This is a genomic window from Bradyrhizobium macuxiense, assembly GCF_007993935.1.
In the GTDB taxonomy this organism is placed as follows: Bacteria; Pseudomonadota; Alphaproteobacteria; order Rhizobiales; family Xanthobacteraceae; genus Bradyrhizobium; species Bradyrhizobium macuxiense_A.
Genome location: NZ_VITY01000027.1, coordinates 1 through 19,018 on the forward strand (window position 1 = coordinate 1; position 19,018 = coordinate 19,018).

Here is a 19,018-nt window from a genome sequence, read left to right on the forward strand (position 1 = left end):
GTTCAATCCGGCTTCTGTGAGGTCGCACGCACAACCGGGCGCGCGGCTCGCGCCCGCCACGCGACCTCACAGAACCCTCAAGATTCCCACAGCAGTGTGTTTCTGATTCACCATGCGGGCTGGATTGGAGGCCAGCATGGATGAGTAAGCCTTATTCTCTGGATCTGCGTAAGCGTGTTGTGTCCGCGATCGAGGGCGGGGTGTCGCGCAATCGGGCCGCCAAGCAGTTTTGGGGTGGCGATCCGCACCGCCATCGGCTGGATGCAGCGGGTCGAGGAGACCGGCAGTGTTGCTCCGGGTCAGATGGGCGGCCATAGGCCGAAGGCGATTTCGGGAGAGCATGCGGTCTGGCTGTCGCAGCGGATCAAGGACGGCGATTTTACAATACGCGGTCTCGTTGTCGAGCTTGCCGGTCGCGGCTTGAAGGTCGACTACCACTCGGTGCGGGACTTCGTGCATGCCAAGAAGCTCAGCTTCAAAAAAAGCGTAGCGGCTGGCGAACGCGATCGACCGGAGATCGCGCGACAGCGAGCCCAGTGGGCAAAGTATCAAGGTCGCTACGCGGCTGGTCTTCATGGGGAGGATCGCCGCGCGGGCGCAGACTTCATGCCAAGGTTCACCACGGCCGCTGGAAGACCATGACCTTCCTGGCGGCTCTGCGCCACCACCGGATCGATGCGCCATGGTTCATCGAGGGGCCGATCGATGGTGTGAGCTTTCGCGCCGATGTCGAGAAGGTTCTTCGGCCCGTCTTTCGACCCGGCGATATCGTCATCTTGGACAACCTCGGCAGCCATAGGAGCAAAGCAGTTCGCCAGCTCATCCGTTCGGTCGGCGCCAAACTCTTCCTGCCAAAATACTCGCCCGATCTGAAACCGATCGAACAGGCTTTTGCCAAGCTTAAGCACCTGCTCCGCAAAGCCGCCGCGCGAACCGTCGACGCGGTCTGCGCCGCAATCGGCCACGCACTCGACGCCTTCACCTCCGAGGAATGCGCCAACCACCTCAAAAACTCAGGTTATCGAGCTTAATGTCACGCTTTTAGTGTTTCAGACGAAAAGAGCTCATCGCAGATACTTCGATGCACGGCGAGGAAGCCGCAAGCCTCCTCAGTGTTCAGAGAGTGTGTCCCGAGGCAAACATGTACTTCCGCTATTTGGATCCGATGGCAATCGGTCGGCGCCTTCTTCCTGATAGTCAACCTCGTCTCGGCAAGCCTTGAGCGGAAGTTTGCAAAGGGACACGGCCGCTGACTCCAAGCCTGCGGCCGTGCAGGTGTGCATTCAGACACAAAAAAATGTTTTCGCGCGAAGACATGCGCCAATGTCAGGCCGACATCGAGATTTTTGAAGGCAGAGCAAACTGGAAAGTAACAAGACAGCAAAAAAAGGACCGCTTACCAAGCGTGACCATTCGTTCCTCGCGCCGTCTACCGCTGCGAAATGATCCCCTCCGCGTTCCGTCGCAGAAAGGGCGAGACGATCGGTCCATCGCTCGGTGTGTTAGTAACCTTTAGCCAAGCGGTCGCCACATCACGGCTTCGTGCGAACCAGACATTGTCATGTTTTCTGATATAGGTGATGAATTCGCGCAACATGCGGATGCGCGATGGGCGGCCCGTTACTTGCGGATGCATGACGAGATCAAAGTAGCCGCCCGACAGATAGGCCTCGTCGAACTCCGCCTTCCAAATCGAGAGCACGTGACCATTGGTGGCCATCGGCCGGTGGAACTTGATGCTGGTCAAAAGATACTGAGCGTCATCCATGCTCCAGTGCCACGGCAACTCGACTACGCCCGGGGTTCCGTCCTCCAGGACGTGGCGGTAGGGTTCGACGTCGTCAAGCATGGTGCTATCGTAGATGAAGCCCCGTTCGGTCAGAAGGCGGATTAGATTCGCACTCGTTTCTCCTGATGGAGCGCGATAGCCGACGGGAGCAACACCAACGACGCGCTTGATGGACTCGGTACCCTTTTCAAGCTCCTCAAGCTCCATCTCCAGACCGTTCGGGTCAATCGATTTGTGTAGATAGCCGTGGTGACCGATTTCATGATCGGCCTTTACGATCTTCTCGACGATATGCGTTCTGTTTTCGACGACCCAGCCGGGCACAAAGAACGTGGCCGGCAACCGTTCGTCGGCAAGCAGTTCGAGGATCTTGGGTACGCCTACCTTGGCACCGTAGGTGCCCTGCGAGAGCGTGCCGGGACGATCGACATTGGTCGGGTCGCGCCCAAGCCACAACGTTTCTGCATCGAAATCGAACGTGAGATTGACGGCAATCTTGGCGCCGTTCGGCCATGGGATGTTGGGCAAGCACTGTCTCCAGATGCGGGCTGCTGATCTGAGAGCGTCAATTTTCGGCGCAATTTGCACCGAGAGGCGGACCAGCGGAGAGGGCTGGCGCCGCTAGGCGCAACATCAAGGGAATAGCGCGACAATCTTCTTGGTGAGAGAAATGCTAAATGCGATGCCCATAGGGCCCAGAAATGGCCCTGTCAATGTCGGCCCTATGCCCCGAAGAGTGCCGTCTGGTCGAGGCTCATAAAATAATCGGAGGCAATCCTTACGAAGGCGGTTTCGCAGTCGAGCGTGAATTGCGCAAAAAGTACGCGCGACTCGCCCATGAGAGAAGCGGCGGCCACAATGCCCATCCAGAAAGATCCTTGCTGAGCAGGTTACACGTTTGTACATCCGACTCCTCCATGATGGCCTTCAGTTGTTGCTGGTTATTATTCTTGTACGAATGATAATGTAGCGTTCGGCTGCGTGTATTGATGGACGAATCAGCTACGCCTTTCGTGCTTCCGATAGCCGCGCGAACTTGACGCTTCTTAACGAATGCTACGCACTTTGAAACTACCAAGATAGTTAGTTGAATTTCTACACGAGTCGCTAGTTCTGGCTGAGCTTGGACCTACCGATCGGTCTCAATGGATAAACGTCTGAAGATTTAGCATTTGATGATCGATGCGACATAGATCAATTCTGATCCGAGTTGTCGGACTGCAACATACCGTTGCGACTACGACAGGTTCTTCAGCGAATATCGCCTTGGAATCGAGCGCTCGCAGTTGGTGCACACCTGAAAATCTGATGTCATCTGGTGTCCTGAGTAACAGGTTCGCGTCATTAGATTCGAGTTAGAGTCGCATCGCTGTGCCATGTTGTTGGGGACAACGGCGATCGGGCATTCGATAGCGCGGCAACTTGCATCCCTGATCCTAAGCGATGAAGAACGGACTGAGCTGAAGGTGTTGGCGGGACGCCGCAAGACGACCCAAGCCCTGGCGTTGAGAGCCCGGATCGTTCTGACCTGCGCGGAAGGCAGGCAGAACAAGGAAGTGGCGGCAAGTTCGGCTGGTCGAAGCGACAGTCGGCAACTGGCGCGGGCGGTTTATCGCGCAGCGGGTAGAGATCCGACGAGTCAAGGTCCCCGGGGCGCACCGATGATGCGCGCACCGAAGCCACCAGCGTGCAGCACATCTGGCGAGCCTTCCATTTGCAGCCCCATCGGATGGAGACATTCAAGCTCTTGATCGAGCCGGATTTCGTGGCAACCCTGCGGGAATATTCGCAGTGTACTACAAGTTGAAAGCCGTGCGGATGTGGTCGGCCTCTACGTCTCCCCGACCCTGCATGCCGTCGTGCTGCGTATAGACGAGAAGTCGAAATCCAAGCGCTCGACCGCGGCAAGTCCATGTTGCCCATGCGTCCCGGTCAGCCTGCGCGGCGCAACCACGACTACATGGCGTCGGCACGACCTCGCTCTTCGCGGCGCAAGACATTGCGACGGGCACGTCATCGGAAAATGCTATTCCCGCCACCGCGCCGCGGAGTTCCGCAAGTTTCTCGACGAGATCGAGGCTGCGCGTCCCACGCAGTCTCAACGTGCATCTCGTTATGGACAACCCACGCAACCTACAAGGCCCCGCTGATCCGCAACTGGCTCGCCAAACTTTTGGCGTCTGAAAACTTCGAGGCCTTCATCGTTCTTCGTTCCTCCCAGCCGGGGAATCGATGCGAAAAACTTTAGCCAAAAATGATCCAGTTTGGTGACCTCGGATCAGTCGTGATCCGATCTCGACCATTCTCCTGAAGGGATACGGGCTGTACTCGGCCGCAGCACTTCTGGCAAGCCGATCAGCATCAGCGCGCTCGCCGCTCATGAGATCGCGCGGTTCCTTCTATGATCTCTTTAATTCGGCTGCAACGCGCCCTTTCCATGACGCTGGAAACCATCACGCCCTTGAGCGATGATCCGACCGTCGGCCTTCTAGCTATCGCCAGCTGACCTGGCTCCTGCCGGCGAATGCGGTGCCGCGCCAGCTACAACGCGCCATGGGGCCCGATCTACCGCTATGAGCATGGAAGTCACCCGCACACGATCGAAGGGGCCGATAAGGCTCCTTACGAGTCCCCCCGAGCGAAACGACGAATTTAGAAGAGTCTTTCTTGCAATGCAGGCGCGAACGGTGGATGAGAGCCTGAGGTTCTAGGGATTGATGATCGAACGTTAGCGCTCAAGCTCTCGTTTCTTCCACTCGGCAGTGGCCGACTATTCATCGTTCTGTTCGAACAGGATCGCGCCGATGAGGCGAACGACGGCGTCCTCATTGGGGAAGATGCCGGCCACCTCGGTCCGCCGTTTGATCTCGCCGTTGAGACGCTCGATCGGGTTGGTCGAGTGCAGCTTGGTTCGGGTGCTGGGGCGGGAGTGTCATATAGGCGAGCACATCGGTCTCAGCCTCATCCAAGAAGGCCGCGAGCTTGGGCGGCTTGGGGCGAAGCTGGTCGGCGACCTTCCGCCACGGCGCTCTCGCGGCGTCGGCATCGTCCCGGGCGACGCTGACGCTGTGGCAATAAAAGCGGCGACGACACGCCGCCCGCTCTTGCCGGCATGTGCCAGAGCGTTGCGCATGAAGTGCACGCGGCAGCGCTGCCAGGTGGCGTTGAGCACCTTGCTGACGGCTGCTTTGATGCCCTCATGGGCGTCGGACACGACCAGCTTGACGCCGCGCAGGCCGCGGCGGGCGAGCTTGCGCAAGAACCCCGTCCAGAACGTCTCGGCTTCGGAGGGGCAATGTCCATGCCAAGAACTTCGCGCCGGCCATCACTGTTGACGCCGACCGCGACGATCACCGCGACCGACACGATGCGGCCCTGCTGGCGCGCCTTCACGTCGGTGGCGTCAATCCACAGTTACGGCCAGTTGCCCTCGATCGGAGGGCCAAGGAACGCTTTCACCTCGTCGATCTCCCCACACAGCCGGCTCACTGGCTTTTGGAGATGCCGGTCATCCCCATCGCCCGACCAGATCATCCACCGAGCGCGTCGAGACACCCTGCACGTAAGCTTCCTGCACCACGGCTTCGGCGTGGCTCCAGGAAGCCCGGGAAGTAAGAGTCTTTGCGCAGCTCGGATACGCAGCTCGACCGCACCAGCGCGGGTCTCCCAGATCCGGTCGTGGTAGCTGTTGCGCTGCGCCAGACGCTCCAGATTCTTCTCGCCGAAGGCCGCTCCAGTCTGGCCTTCGACTTCCAGCTCCATCAGACGCCGGGCGGCAAAGCCGATCATCTCGCGCAACAGATCAGCATCAGGGCTCTTCTCCACGAGCGTGCACAGGTTCATCATATCGTCGTCATCGCTGGGTTCCTCGGTTGCGTTGGCGTGTCGCAACCCGATCCTGCCGGCGAATCGTCGGTGGCCACCACCGTCCGCCCGCTATGGCGCTATTTGGGGCGCGCGGGCAGACGGCTTTGCTCTACCGAGCTTCACCATCTCTGGAGACACGACCACAGCGGTAAGTCGACGACGCGTGCTCCGATTGCAAGCCCGCCTGACCGGCCAGGACACTATCACTTGAGAAGATCGAGGCAAACTGACTCGGCCATCGTTTAATGCCGCATTGAATGCCAATACTGCCTAATGGCCGGCCCTTCTCAAGAATCAAACACACTATTGCTCCTCACCAGAGTAGGTAGTGTCTCGATCCGTCGCCAATGGTGTACTATGAGCTGGTAACTCGCCGTATGGGCTATGACGCAGCTCATCAGGATTGGACAAATGCAGCAATGAAAAACGTGTGGAAGTCGTTGCACGTCTCACGCTTCCGGCTTTCATGCCTTCTTCGGCCGCGGCATGGCCGACGAGCAATTCGGAGGCAAGAAGCTGGAGGGGGCACGCTGCCCTGGCTTCCGCAAGGAGAGGGGCCTGCAACAGAGTTGCGGAGCTAATGCCGACGGCACGCCATATCGGTGTTCGGCATCCACGAGGTCCTCGATTTCGCAGAGAGGCCGCGTTGGATAAAGGGAGCTCTTCGTTCAGTTCCAGTACCCAGCTCATACCAATTGCAAGCAGGCAGCGCCCCGTGTCTCGCATCGCGGGATAGATCATGTTTCAGAGCATCGCAATGGAGCCCTCGATGGGAGTGTTATCGCATCTGCGGGTGGTAGAAATCGGTAGCTCTGCCGCAACCAGCTATTGTGCGCGGTTGTTTGCCGATTTCGGTGCCGATGTTCAGAAGGTCGAGCCGCCACAAGGCGATCCACTGCGACGCGGTCCCCCACTAACAGCGAGCGGCCAGAGCGCGTGGTTCGCATTTTTGAACTTCAACAAGTCAAGCATCATCGTCGATGCCAACGCCCCGCAGGCGAGCACACGACTGACTGCATTAATCGAGGACTGCGACATTCTGATCGATGGTCGCGACGTCGATGCCGCAGACTGCCCCTTCTTTGACTTGGCCGCGGTCCGCCGGATCCGTCCCGGGCTGATTTGCCTCCAAGGGAGCTGGTTCGGCCGAAAGGGGCCCTATGCAGGATTCGCCGCAACCGATTCAACCGTTCGTGCGCTCGCCGGCCTTATCAAGTTGGTTGGACCGGTTGATGGCCCGCCGATGCATGCACCGGATTTCCAAACGGGCATTCTCGCCGGCCTGTGGGGCTTCATTGCCGCGGCTTCCTCGGCGGTTGCGCAGAGGCAGGGCGGAGGAGGGGGGGGGTGGTCGCTCAGTATTTTCGAATCGAGCCTCGCTCTCAGTGAGTATCTTATGTCCGAGGCGTTTGCGTACGGCGACGTGATGCGACGGATCGGCACTAACCGCTTTTGGCCAGGCTCTCCGGTTGGCATTTACGAAACCAGAAGGGGTTGGCTCGGCGTTACTGTGGTAACACCGGCACAATGGCAAGCATTCTGCGACATGCTCGGCCTATCCGAATTGCGTGATGAGTCGGCTTTGGTCCTCGGCAAAGATCGCCTGAAACACCTGGAACGGATTGAACGAGTGTTTACGCCGAGGTTGAAATCGCGGACCGCCCAGGAGTGGTTCGCAGAGGGGCGAAAACGAAGGATTCCGATCGTGCCAGTGCCCGAAATATCCGATCTGCTCCAGGATACGGAGAAGAAACGGCGCGGCGCGATCGTGCCGGTTCTGCTTGGCGAAGAAGAGGGCCTCACGGTCGGCTCGGTGCAGCAGTTGACATTGACGCCGCCGCGTCGAGGCGGAAAGGTTCCCGCCCTCGGCGAGCGGCAGAGTATCCAGAATACGCGAAGAGATCTGGTCGGCACTGGGTCGGCGTCGCCCGGCCGCATTGACGCTACCCGGCAGCCATTGCAGGGAATTCAGGTCATCGACTTCTCAATGGGCTGGGCAGGTCCGTTGTGTACGCGCACACTGGCTGATCTCGGAGCGGACGTCATCAAGATTGAGGCTATCCAGTATCCGGACTGGTTTCGCGGAGTTGATCGAGAGCGTGCCTATATCGATGCGCAGATGTACGAAAAGAAGGTGTGCTTCTGTATCATGAACCGCAACAAGCGCGGTATCACACTGGACCTTACGCGGCCGCAGGGTCTCGCTCTCGCCAAACGGCTTTTGGCGAAAGCTGATATTGTCGTCGACAACTATTCGGTCGATGTGCTTCCGAACTTCGGGCTTGGCTACGACGTGCTCCAAACACTCAACCCTCGACTCGTCATGATGTCAATGTCAGCCTTTGGCGCAAACAGCCTCTATCGTGATTGCCGGGCCTACGGCTCGACTCTTGAACAGGGCTCGGGATTACCAAGCGTGATCGGAAACGCCGGCGACCCACCCGTGATGAGTCACATCGCCTTTGGAGATGCCGTCGGTGGATTAAACGGCTGCGCTGCAGTTTTGGTTGCTCTGATTCACGCCCGCAATACCGGGCAGGGACAGTTCATCGACATCGCCCAAATCGAATGCATGATGCCATTTGCCGCACCATGGATCACCGCTCATTCTACGGGCAGTACGCCGCTAAGAAGGTACGGCAACCGACATCCGCAGTTCGTGCCACATGGCTGCTTCCGATGTGCGGGTGAAGACAACTGGATCATGGTAGCCGCGACGAACGAAGAAATGTGGTGGAGGCTTGCCCTAGCAATTGGCCGGCCAGACTGGGCCGCCGACCCCTCGCTCAAATCTGAGGAAGCTCGCCGCGGCATCGAAGACGTCCTGGAGAGAGGCATCGAAGCGTGGACACTCACTCGGGACCCGGATCAGGCTATGTCTGAGTTACAAGCCGCGGGGGTTGCCGCCGGCGTAGCCCGCCTCCCAATTGACCTGCTCGAGGATCGGCATCTCGAGTCGCGCGCGTTTCTGCAGGAAGTCGAACGCGCATTCATAGGCCGGCATCCGCAGCCATCATTGCCGATTCGCGAAGGTCCAAAATCCTATCCAATCCGCGCAGCGGCACCGACGCTGGGACAACACAACATAGAGATCTTATCGGGATTTCTTGGCCTGTCTGACGCTGAGATGGCGCAATTGGTTAGGGAGGAGATCATTGGTACAGCAGTGCTTCCCGAAGGGAAGCTCGCAACAACAAAGAAGAAGGTCTCGTCAGACTAGAATCGACCTACGGCCTAGATTAATTTCACTCTTAAGTTTGGCGGATTCGTGCCGCTGGTCAATCGTTATCATACCTCGAGGGGGGACTATTTTCTCCAAGAGCTATGACAGTCCATCACAATGCTGGCTGGGTGAGGCCAGCATGGATTTTGCCGAGAAGCGCGGTGGTCGAAAATAAGCAGCACGGCTTCAACAGCTGGAGCCGGTGCATCACCGCGCCGGCCAGAAAACCATGATCCAGACGATATCCAATGATGTCGAGCGCGTTGGCCGCGAGGTCGCCATAAGGCGCGCCATCGTCAAGCAGCATTCAGAGGGGCCATCGGCAACATGAGGCGCGCCATCTTGTCATGCCAACCATGTCCGGACGACTACGGCGATGTCGGAACTCAGACAACCCGCAGCATCACTCCAAGAGCAGGCTACTAGCTACACGTGTTTTCTCTCGTCGGGCAAGCTGCGCCGGAATTCCCCGAGTGGCACGCCGATTGCTGGGATGATGACTGCCGCAGCCAATGCGTTCGCAGTCGCCAGGAGTTCCCGATGAGGCCCGCTCGATTGATCCTAGTCAATGCGCTGACACATAGGCTCGGAAATCCAGGAGGGTGAATATCATGACATGAAACGTGTCGCCGGTTTGGTGTGGCTTGGGACAGGTAGCGCTATCAGCGAACGAGGAAGGTGAAAATGATTTCCGAAGTGTTTATCACCTGTGCGGTCACAGGGGCGGGGTCGAATGTGGAGCGTAGCCCGCATGTTCCGGTGACCCCGGATCAGATCGCTGACTCGGCGATCGAGGCGGCGCGGGCGGGGGCGGCGGTACTGCACATCCACGTGCGTGACCCTAAGACTGGGCGGAGTTCGCGGGATCCGACGCTGTTTCGTGAAGTGGTGACGCGCATCCGGAAGTCGGATGTGAATCCGGTGATCAACCTGACCGCGGGGGTGGGCTGCGCCATCGTGCTTGGTGGGGCGGAGTCTCCGCTGCCGCCGGCGGCGGGGACGGACATGGTAGGCCCGCGTGAGCGGCTGGTGCATATCGAAGAGCTGCACCCCGAGATTTGCACGTTGGATTGCGGGACGTTGAACTACGGCACCGGCGACGAGTTGATCGTGGTCAACACCCCTGCGACAGTGCGCGCGATGGCCGCTCGCCTGCAAAAGCTTGGCGTGCGCCCTGAGCTCGAAGTGTTCGATACCGGTGATCTGGTGATGGTGCACGATTTGATCAGAGAGGGGCTGATTGACGATCCGCCGTTGATTCAGCTGTGCATGGGGGTTCCCTATGGCGCGCCCGGCGATCCGACCACGCTGATGGCGCTGGTGCACCAGCTCCCGCCGAGCGCCGTCTACTCGACCTTCTCGATTGGACGAATGCAGCTCCCGTACGCGGTGTTGGCACCGTTGGTCGGCGCTAACGTGCGGGTGGGGTTGGAGGACAACCTTTACCTCTCCCGCGGGCGGCTGGCGACTAACTCCCAGCTCGTGCAGCGGGCGGTAGAAATTCTCGATCGGATCGAGGTGCGGGTGATGAGCCCGGATGAGGTGCGTGAGAAGCTCGCGCTCAAAGTTCATGCCTGAGAGGCCAGAGTTCATGATTGAAAAGTTCAAGTTCACGTTTGAGAGGCTACCGCAAGCGGTCGGCCTGTTGGGGGCGGAGTGATCGGCGGCGGGTGGGTCGCACGGTTCGTCCTCAACGGGGGGCGTGCGGCTGTATGACCGGTCGTCAGGTGCGGTCGAGGGCGTGCAGGCGAGACGGGCCAATGCGCGGCGGGCATATCAGCGGCTGACACTGGCCACGCTGCCGGCCGAGGGGCGCTGACGATGGTGGAATCGGTCGCGGACGCGGTACGTGGCCTGGAGCTCGTGCAGGAGTTCGCGCCGCAGCGCCGACGACAAGCGCCTTCGGCTATTTCACGCGCTCACGCGCGAGGGTGCCGAGGGGCTGGCGCCGCGGGCGAGCAGGTGCTGTTCCACGTCAACGCCGGCAGCGGACCTGTGTCTAATCCGCGCAACGGAGTTTTGCGAGTTGCGCGCGTCTTGCCGCACGATATGGCGTGCCGCCGATAACATCCGGATTGAATGCTCAAAAAGAGGGAATGATGTCGAAGGATGGATTGTGCGCGATCGTAACGGGTTCAGCGTCGGGGCTTGGAGCGGCGACCGCGGGCCTCTGGGCCAAGGGTGGGGCGAGCATCGTTGTAAACTATTCCAACAGCCAGAAGGAAGCCGAGGCCACGGCCGAAGCCTGCCGCAAAGCGGGCGCTGCCGAGATCGTGGTGGTGCAGGGCGACGTCTCGCGCGATGAGGATTGCAGGAGAATCGTCGCGGCTGCCGCGCCGTGGGGACGCCTCGACGTGCTCGTCAACAATGCTGGCATCACAAAACATGTGCCGCATTACGATCTCGACGGGCTCTCGGCGGAGGACTTTCAGCGCATTTATGCCGTCAATACCATCGGGCCGTACCAGATGATCCGTGCGGCGCGCTCGCTGCTCGAGGCTGGCGCCAAAGCGAGCGGACGGCCGGCTGCCGTGGTGAACGTCTCCTCGGTCGCAGCCATCAGCGGTAACAGTTCATCGGTCGCGTACTCAGCGAGTAAGGGCGCGCTGAATGCCATGACGCTGCCGCTGGCGCGGGCGCTGGCGCCTTCCATTCGGGTCAACACGGTTTGTCCCGACTATATCGATACGCCTTGGTTCACCAAGGGCCGTGGAGAGGCGGGTGCCCGGCAGGTGCGCGATGCAGTGGTTGCGCGTGTGCCGCTCAAGGTCGTCTCGACCGCCGAGGACATAGCACAGCTCGTCTGCTTCCTCGCAAGCCCGGCGTCGAGCAACATGACCGGCGAATGTGTGCGCATCGACGCCGGCATGCATCTCATCTTGTGAGCACGCGAAAGCTCTCTTCGTCATGCCCGCGCTGTCCCTCCGTGTGCATGCGTGGGGTCGAGTCAAGCCTGACCACGATGTGCCCTCGGAAGCAACCTCTCCAGTTGCAACCTCGGAGCACGCCCGTGGCGGCCAGGCGGTTCAGATGAACTGCACGATCAGCGCGCCGACGGTGGCAGTGATAAAGTCCGCGCTCTGTTCGGGCCCGTACACACGTGAATAAGAGATGTCGGCGCCCTCTTTATAGGCTTTGAGATATTCGAGGAGTCTTTGGCTGAAACACTGAAGCAGGCCAAGGGCGCCGCTCTCGCAGACGAAGCTGGGGCATGGGAGAGTGGGACTGCGGCCGGCGAACAACGGCGGATCAGCGAGCTCGCCGGGTTTGCTCAACCAATCACATGGCGCGCTGATCTTAGCCGATAATGGCGGGGCTTCCGAGCCATGGCGGCTGGTGAAGGATCGTTCGTCAACGGCCTGCGCCCACCAGAGTAGGTAGCCCAGCGATCCATTGATAATGCGGAACGATCAGTTACACACACACTCTCTCTCTCTCTCTCTCTCTCTCTCTCTCGCCGAATAGGCTATGACGCAACTCATCATGATCGGAGTGTGCAGCAATGAGAAGTGTAGTTAATCCATTGTGTGTCTCACGCTTCCTTCAATTGTATGACTTGGCCGCCAACCAAAAAGGCATTAAGCTCTCGATAGGATTTGATTTTCAGGAGTATCTCTCGATCACTCGGGCCACTCCAACAAAGGGGCCGACATATCCAAATTTCCGGCCCGACCGCTCGCCAATTAAGTTGGGCGAGGGGTACTGGATGATGGGCGTCGATAAGAATAATGAGGTCGTCGTTTTAGAGGCTGCTCGATTGTATGACCTTTCAACCAGCAACTTTGCAGAACATCTTGAATCCCTGAAGGCGTTTTACGCTGATCCAACCGTACATGCGCATCCTCAGGACCAATGTACTTGCATAGCACCGAGCGCGAAGAAGATGACCGGAAGAGTAGCCTACCAGGGGGATCGTTGGGTCCGCAGAGACTTCCGAGGACAAGGCATCCCCAAGATCATGGCAGGAATAGCACGTGGCGTGTCTTTTGCGATGTGGGCTCCAGACTTCTTATGTGCGCTCGTAGCACGCCAACGATTGGATCGAGGCAGTATATACGGATATGCGCACTATGAACCCGGCGGGGGCGCATTACGGCTGATAGAAGATGGTATTGTGGAGGACGATTGGCTCGTTTGGCTAACGGGCGAGGAGTTAAGCAGTCTTGTTGACTCTCGGGCCATAGGTCAACTGGTTGTAGCCTCATCGTTTTCTCCGCCATCACCTGGCAGTGCTTAAGCTGGTGCGCTTGTGTTGCATTGCGGTCGCTGCACCACGAGAGACCCTTCCCAACGTCGAAGGGAGTGCAGACGGCTTGGCCACCCATGCGCTCCTCAGGTCCGAGCCGCGTCCACACTCTGTCCCACGGAGTACGCATGAAGGCGATTTTGAGTAGATCGAGCGGGGGCCCTGAGACGCTGGTGCTAGAAGAGGTTGACGATCCCGAAGCTGCCGCCGGTCAGATTGTCGTTCGCGTGAAAGCGAGTGGGGTAAACTTCCCGGACACCCTGATCATAGAAGACCGGTATCAATTCAAACCCAAACGGCCATTTTCGCCCGGTGCTGAGTTCTCCGGGGTGGTTGAAGCGATTGGTAGCGGCGTATGCTCGTTTCGGGTTGGTGATCGCGTGATGGGATTTTCCAGATGGGGAGCAATGGCGCAAAAGGTTGCCATAGACGCGGACCGTTGCGTGGCGATACCGGACAAAATGCCGTTTGATGAAGCCTCGGCGTTTATTCTCACCTATGGTACGTCCTACTACGCGTTGAAAGAGAGGGGGGCTCTGAGAACCGGCGAGACTCTGCTGGTTCTTGGAGCAGCTGGCGGCGTCGGCCTCGCGGCAACTGAAATTGGGAAAGCGATGGGCGCTCGCGTTGTGGCCGCAGTCTCTACAACTGAGAAAGCGACACTAGCTCGGGAACGCGGAGCAGACCGAGCAGTGATATACCCAACTGCGCCGTTTAATTTAATTTCCCGCAGAGAGGCCGCGCACGTTCTCAAAGAGGCGTGTGGCCCCGACGGTGCTCACGTCGTATGTGATGTCGTAGGCGGCGACTATTCAGAAGCGGCTTTGCGTGCGATAGCTTGGGACGGTCGCTTCCTCGTTGTAGGATTTGCCGCGGGCATCCCACAGATTCCACTCAATCTTCCCTTGCTTAAGTCTTGCCAGATTGTCGGCGTATTCTGGGGACCGTGGCTTGACCGGAGTGGTGATCATCTTAGTCGAAGCGCAGCCGAGTTGCTCGAGTGGTATAATAGCGGCAAGCTGCGACCTTGTATTTCAGCGCGGTTTCCTTTGACGAAAGCTGGCGATGCCATTGCCCAATTGGGTGCCCGAAAGGCGCTAGGAAAGATCATCATCAATATAGATTGAAATCACTGCGGCATTCGCGCGCGAGCTGGATCTCGTGATAGGGGACTGTCGAAAACGGCACCAGCGCGCTGCGCTTGTTCACCTTCGATTTGTAGTGATAACCGTGTTGCCTGTTTCGGACAATCCTCCCGGGCCTCCTTGGCCGATACGATATTGCCATAGAACGCCATAATGGAACGGTAAAAGAACCCACTCTCCTGCCGGCTGGTGCAACAATCAAGAGTTCGGGCTCGCAGCGCCGTGGCCGGCGATCGGCAGGATCGATAGCGGACCATTGTCCGGTCCGCACCGGCGATCGAACTACCCCGCCGCTCCGACGGGCCCATCGTGTCCTGCAGCAGATGCGCCACCGCGGCGCGCTTGGCGGCGGGTCCTACCACTTTTTTGACAAAAGCTCGCGTAGTGCCGCCGCATTGAGCATCTGCTCAGCCAGCAGCTTCTTCAGCTTCGGGTTCTTTTCCTCGAGCGCCTTCAGACGCTTAGCATCGGAAACGTCCATGCCGCCGAGCCTGGCCTTCCAATTGTGGATCGTCGCCTCGCAGACCCTGTGTTTGCAACCAGGTCAGCTGTCGTCGACCCAGCCTCATGCTCCTTCAACACAATGATAATCGGCTCTTCCGTGAACCTGGCCGCTTCATCGGTTCGGTCTCGCTGCACTTCAGGCCGGACCCTAACTCCATCTGGAGGAAATACTCAGGGGCAGGTCAGTCATGCGGTAGTTTGACTGATATGGCACGTTGAGTGTTCGCTACGGGACGAACTCACTATAATGGAGATTGCCGCGGCCATCAAAAATGAGGTTAACAAGGCTGGCCGTTGTCAGCTTGGTGTCGGCAGCACCGTGGGGTAGAGGGCGATAATACGGGTTTTCGCGTTCAACGCGCAAAATGGATCCAGCCAGGTGAGACAACCAGCATCAGGACTTGGTTAATCTTCGGACGGGGCCTCAATTGGAATGGCAAAGCCCACCTTTACGCGGTCCATTATGACCATCGTCTTGAAGCTCTTAATGTCCGGGTTCTCATAAAAGAACCGACGGGTGAACTGCTCATAATCGTCCATGCAACGCGCCGTAATGTATAGGACAAAGTCAGCGTTGCCGGTGACGAAAAATCCGTTGACGACTTCAGCTGACGACTTGATGGACTTCTTGAACCTATCGACTATATCTGAACGCTCCCGTTCTAGGGTTACCAGCACAAGCATCTGAATAGCTCTTCCCACCGCCTTCGCCGAAACGATTGAGACATCGGCTTCGATGATGCCATCCGAACGAAGCCTCTTCAGTCTTCGCTGACACGCGGTAGCAGAAAGCCCCACCATTTCGCCGACTACCTCGGAAGTCAGGCGGTTGTCCTTCTGTACGATCTCGAGGATGCGGGCGTCTATTCGGTCGTACTGCACAATCGGCTCCCAGCCTTAGCAGAATTTCGCCGCGAAATGCCTGTAAGGTCGACCGCACGAGCATGGGCACTGGCTGTGGCCAGATAGTCGTGGAGGGATTGCGAGAGCACCAATTTTCCACCACCGGGCACGGGCGTGACAGCGGTATACGCGCGGAGATTTTTCACCTGACCCCACGACTTGAGCATGCCAGCATTGACCGCTGATGCGGTAAGCAACACCGTCAGGGGCAGTAGAGTGGCGACGCTGCGTCCCTCTTGCGCAAGAGGGCTCAGAATGGCGACGACCGCGAGCATCTAGAACAAGGCGGCGGACGAACCGATGGTCCAGTAATTGAGAGCGCGGCTCAGTGCGAGCAGGTGCGGCAGGACCAAAAAGGTTAGCGCTAGTACGATGCTGGTGGGAGTTTGGGTACGCAGAACCAATCCCTCACGATAGAACATCGCGCCAAGGCATGTGAAGGCCGGCACCAAGAACAGAGTCGAGACATCGATGCTGATCAGATGGATCCTCAGCAGCGCAACCGCTATTGTTACGATCAACATCGCAGCGAGAGCCAGCGATGCGATCAACTTGTGCGTGGCCCCCATGAGAATGCTGAGCAGAAGGGCTATCGGCACTAACACAGCGATACCGAGTTGCGAGCGGCTGGTTTCGAGCCAGTCGATCCGAAGAATGCGAGACATCGCGTGCCCGGCACCCAGCAGGGTTATCCCGTCACTGCCGTTGACCATACGGGTCACCAGCCCGGTGATGCCGTCGCCGATCAAGTAGGTGTTAACGATCAGTAGAGCAAGAGCGATCAACGCCTCGCCAGGTGTGGGCCGCAGCGACTTTCGGCGCAAAACGACGACATAGAGCATAACGACGAGGGCGATGGCCGCAGCGGTGATCGGCTTGGCCATGAAGCAGCACCAGCCGCCAACGCCGACCAAGATCCGCCCCAAGACCTGGCACATGCGCCCTGGCCGATCGGCCAGCAGCAATCCGATCATTACCATCGAGACCGATTGAATGTTCAAGTTTGGGTAGAAACCTTCGCTGCCGAGATCGTAACTGCTGTAGTATAGCAGCCAAGCGAAAAGGATTGCTGTGGTTACGGCGGATAGAGCTAATAAAGCCCGATCCAGCAAGACTGACAACGTCCTTCCGTTGATAAAGATGTTATCTCTTGGCATAGGCCCCTTCCTGCCAGCCTCGTAGAGGAGGCCCATTCCGATGGATATCGTGCTGAGGAGCTCTAGCTGACCTGAAACCCGCAATCTCCTCCAAAAACTGGTAGAGTCCATCACCTCAGAGGGAGATGGCCGTGAGGCCTCGGTAAGAGACGGGGCATTCGGTCCCGATCGCCTGGTCAATTTGCCGAGTAGCTCCTTTTAACTGACGATCATGGGCCGATTCCACCCAAAGGAGGAAAATCATGATCTACATCGGCCTTGATGTTTCGCTGAACTCCGTTGCGATATGCGCGATGGACGAGACCGGAAGGCTTATTCAGAAAGGAACGACGTTGGCATATGCGCCATCGATTCTGCGGTACCTCGAACCATGGGCTAGTCGAGTTGAGCTGTGGCCTAGAGGCAGGACCGCCCTCAGAATAGCTGATCGCGAATCTAATCGAACTCGGGCTACCGGCCGTTAGTTTAGAAGCCCACCAGGTCAAGGCAGCACCTTCGCCTATGCCGATGAAGGCCGATCGGAACGATGCGCGTGGGATCGCAGTTGGTGAGAAACAGGCTGGTTCAATCCTGGGTATCGGCAGCCAAAGGGCGCGAACACCGGCAACAGCCTGCAAGCATGTTATCCGCTCCATCGTTGCCGTAGAGCGGGTTATCTGAGGACCTCTGCGCCCTCTTGGCCTCAAAGTTGGGATCGTCTCACGGAACCTATTTGCGGTGCGGGTTCGCGAATTGCTCGCCAGTGACGCCATACTGCAGATGATCATCCGCGATCTCGCGTGCCGGCTCTTGATGACAATGCCCAGCATAGACGTAGTCTGTGGGCTGACCTTCCGTTCCACCGTCGATGATCCCAGAAGGTTCGTACACTCTCAATCCGTCGGAGCCTCTCTCAGTCTACCTAAAACAATATCACTATGGCAACGTCTAGCGCACATTTGATCTTCGAAGGTCATCTTGCAGGCTGCCGCTCTCACGTCAAGGTTCTTGTAGGTGAAAACTTTGAACAGAAACGGTATGGCGTTGGAAGCTGTCGGCCGAGGAGAAGAGGCTCACAAGGATTGAAAGGTTTATGATTATGGAACTCGTCGAACCTCCTTTATCCAACCGCAAAGCGTCGATCATCTTTGAAGGCCGTGATCGTCGCGGCCAACTCCTTTACCCGCGAACAGAACGGCCTTTCGACGGCCTGTTCGCGAGCCGCGCCCACCAGCTCAAATATGTTTCGTTCGGAAATAGTCATTATCCAGGAGCCATTGCCGAGGTGTCGGCTTACACACAAGTACGCGGATCTGCTCGAGGCCACGCGCGCGACATGCCGTACCGGAGCATCAAAAACGATGAAGGAGAAGAGAGTGACCATTCAAGAGGCGGCTTCCAAAATCCGCGCCCCCGAATATCCCGCAGACCGGATATTCGTCGATCGCTGGTCACCGCGCGCGTTCAACCAGGACCAGATCCCGGAAGACGTTCTGAAAAGCTTCTTCGAGGCCGCTCGGTGGGCGCCGTCGGCTTTTAATTCCCAGCCGTGGCACTTTCTCTATGCGTTCCGCGGCGAGCCCGAATTCGACATCTTTCTCAACCCCTTCATCGACTTCAACAAGGAGTGGGCGCGACACGCGGCGGCACTGATCTATCTGCTGTCGAGAACGTACTTTATGCCGCCCGGCAAGACCGAGGCGCAATTCTCGCGCACACACTCCTTCGACTGTGGCGCCGCCTGGGCTAACTTTGCCAACCAGGCAACGTCCGCAGGTTGGGCCGCACACGGAATGAGCGGATTTGACGTGAAGAAGGCGCACTCCGTACTCAGGGTGCCCTCGAGTTTTGCGGTTGAGATCGCGATCGCTGTTGGGCGCAAGGGCGACGGCGCATACCTGCCACCTACGCTATTTAAGCGTGAGCAACCCAGCGGTCGGTCACCGGTCAGTGACTTTGCCGCTCGCGGTTTGTTTCCCGAATCATTCAGGACCTGACGGATGGGCCGCATCTCTCAATTGAACCGCACTCGCTCGCCGCTCCGATCGTGTCCCGACTTCTGATGTTCGATTGCGATTGGTTCAGAGATCGTGGACGGACTTGATCCAGCGAAAGGCTTCGGAGCTTCGTTGATCGTCTTAATGTGGTCGCGAATGGCTTTGCCAGTTGCCGAGTCGAGCGATTCAACCCGCACCTGATGTGGTG

12 protein-coding genes and 4 pseudogenes are annotated in these 19,018 nt (G+C 58.3%); 8 read left to right on the plus strand and 8 right to left on the minus strand.

From position 1 onward, the window contains the following. Positions 1 to 140: 140 nt before the first annotated feature. Positions 141 to 1,031: pseudogene (locus FBZ93_RS39625) on the plus strand (IS630 family transposase). A gap of 398 nt (positions 1,032 to 1,429) precedes the next feature. On the opposite strand, the gene FBZ93_RS39630 reads toward FBZ93_RS39625, so the two are convergent. Both FBZ93_RS39630 and FBZ93_RS41030 read right to left on the minus strand, forming a co-directional pair. After that, on the minus strand, positions 1,430 to 2,317 hold the full coding sequence (locus FBZ93_RS39630) for a polysaccharide deacetylase family protein (RefSeq protein ID WP_246667853.1): 888 nt from the start codon (positions 2,315 to 2,317) through the stop codon (positions 1,430 to 1,432). Between the two features lie 194 nt (positions 2,318 to 2,511). Beyond that, positions 2,512 to 2,655, minus strand: coding sequence for a hypothetical protein (locus FBZ93_RS41030; RefSeq protein WP_167529456.1), 144 nt, complete (start codon positions 2,653 to 2,655; stop codon positions 2,512 to 2,514). An 815-nt stretch (positions 2,656 to 3,470) separates the two neighbouring features. On the opposite strand from FBZ93_RS41030, the pseudogene FBZ93_RS42095 reads away from it, so the two are divergent. Next, a pseudogene (locus FBZ93_RS42095) lies at positions 3,471 to 3,959 on the plus strand (transposase); the annotation flags it as partial. Between the two features lie 603 nt (positions 3,960 to 4,562). Here the strand turns inward: FBZ93_RS42095 and FBZ93_RS39635 are convergent. Then, positions 4,563 to 5,635, minus strand: a pseudogene (locus tag FBZ93_RS39635) (IS256 family transposase); the annotation flags it as partial. Between the two features lie 760 nt (positions 5,636 to 6,395). Here FBZ93_RS39635 and FBZ93_RS39640 point away from each other — a divergent pair. After that, positions 6,396 to 8,876 carry a CaiB/BaiF CoA transferase family protein gene (locus FBZ93_RS39640; protein WP_246667854.1) on the plus strand — a complete coding sequence of 827 codons (2,481 nt, stop codon included), beginning with the start codon at positions 6,396 to 6,398 and terminating at the stop codon, positions 8,874 to 8,876. A 115-nt stretch (positions 8,877 to 8,991) separates the two neighbouring features. Here the strand turns inward: FBZ93_RS39640 and FBZ93_RS39645 are convergent, their stop codons facing one another. Further along, a complete protein-coding gene (locus FBZ93_RS39645) occupies positions 8,992 to 9,186 on the minus strand; it encodes a hypothetical protein (protein WP_146993129.1) in 195 nt (64 codons plus the stop codon). Between the two features lie 377 nt (positions 9,187 to 9,563). Between FBZ93_RS39645 and FBZ93_RS39650 the strand changes: the two genes are divergently transcribed. Together FBZ93_RS39650 and FBZ93_RS39655 are read left to right on the plus strand one after the other, a co-directional pair. Beyond that, the gene (locus tag FBZ93_RS39650) at positions 9,564 to 10,457 is read left to right on the plus strand and encodes a 3-keto-5-aminohexanoate cleavage protein (RefSeq protein WP_146993130.1); all 894 of its coding nucleotides are present in this window, start codon (positions 9,564 to 9,566) and stop codon (positions 10,455 to 10,457) included. A 521-nt stretch (positions 10,458 to 10,978) separates the two neighbouring features. Further along, positions 10,979 to 11,764 carry an SDR family NAD(P)-dependent oxidoreductase gene (locus FBZ93_RS39655; RefSeq protein WP_146993131.1) on the plus strand — a complete coding sequence of 262 codons (786 nt, stop codon included), beginning with the start codon at positions 10,979 to 10,981 and terminating at the stop codon, positions 11,762 to 11,764. Positions 11,765 to 11,905: 141 nt separating this feature from the next. On the opposite strand, the gene FBZ93_RS39660 is transcribed toward FBZ93_RS39655, so the two are convergent. Further along, entirely contained in the window at positions 11,906 to 12,154 is a 249-nt protein-coding gene (locus FBZ93_RS39660) for a hypothetical protein (RefSeq protein ID WP_146993132.1), read from the minus strand. Positions 12,155 to 12,381: 227 nt separating this feature from the next. Between FBZ93_RS39660 and FBZ93_RS39665 the strand changes: the two genes are divergently transcribed. Together FBZ93_RS39665 and FBZ93_RS39670 are read left to right on the plus strand one after the other, a co-directional pair. Continuing rightward, positions 12,382 to 13,116, plus strand: a complete 735-nt coding sequence (locus FBZ93_RS39665) for a hypothetical protein (RefSeq protein ID WP_146993133.1) — start codon at positions 12,382 to 12,384, stop codon at positions 13,114 to 13,116. A gap of 137 nt (positions 13,117 to 13,253) precedes the next feature. Beyond that, the gene (locus tag FBZ93_RS39670; protein WP_146993134.1) at positions 13,254 to 14,252 is read left to right on the plus strand and encodes an NADPH:quinone oxidoreductase family protein; all 999 of its coding nucleotides are present in this window, start codon (positions 13,254 to 13,256) and stop codon (positions 14,250 to 14,252) included. A gap of 185 nt (positions 14,253 to 14,437) precedes the next feature. On the opposite strand, the pseudogene FBZ93_RS39675 reads toward FBZ93_RS39670, so the two are convergent. From FBZ93_RS39675 to FBZ93_RS39685, 3 genes and pseudogenes are all read right to left on the minus strand, one after another. Further along, positions 14,438 to 14,909, minus strand: a pseudogene (locus FBZ93_RS39675) (transposase); the annotation flags it as partial. Between the two features lie 270 nt (positions 14,910 to 15,179). Then, positions 15,180 to 15,656 carry an Lrp/AsnC family transcriptional regulator gene (locus tag FBZ93_RS39680; RefSeq protein ID WP_146993135.1) on the minus strand — a complete coding sequence of 159 codons (477 nt, stop codon included), beginning with the start codon at positions 15,654 to 15,656 and terminating at the stop codon, positions 15,180 to 15,182. Positions 15,657 to 15,952: 296 nt separating this feature from the next. Then, complete coding sequence (locus FBZ93_RS39685) at positions 15,953 to 16,834, minus strand: hypothetical protein (RefSeq protein ID WP_146993136.1); 882 nt, start codon at positions 16,832 to 16,834, stop codon at positions 15,953 to 15,955. Positions 16,835 to 18,189: 1,355 nt separating this feature from the next. Between FBZ93_RS39685 and FBZ93_RS39690 the strand changes: the two genes are divergently transcribed. Then, on the plus strand, positions 18,190 to 18,810 hold the full coding sequence (locus tag FBZ93_RS39690; protein WP_246667855.1) for a nitroreductase family protein: 621 nt from the start codon (positions 18,190 to 18,192) through the stop codon (positions 18,808 to 18,810). The last annotated feature ends 208 nt before the right edge of the window (positions 18,811 to 19,018 follow it).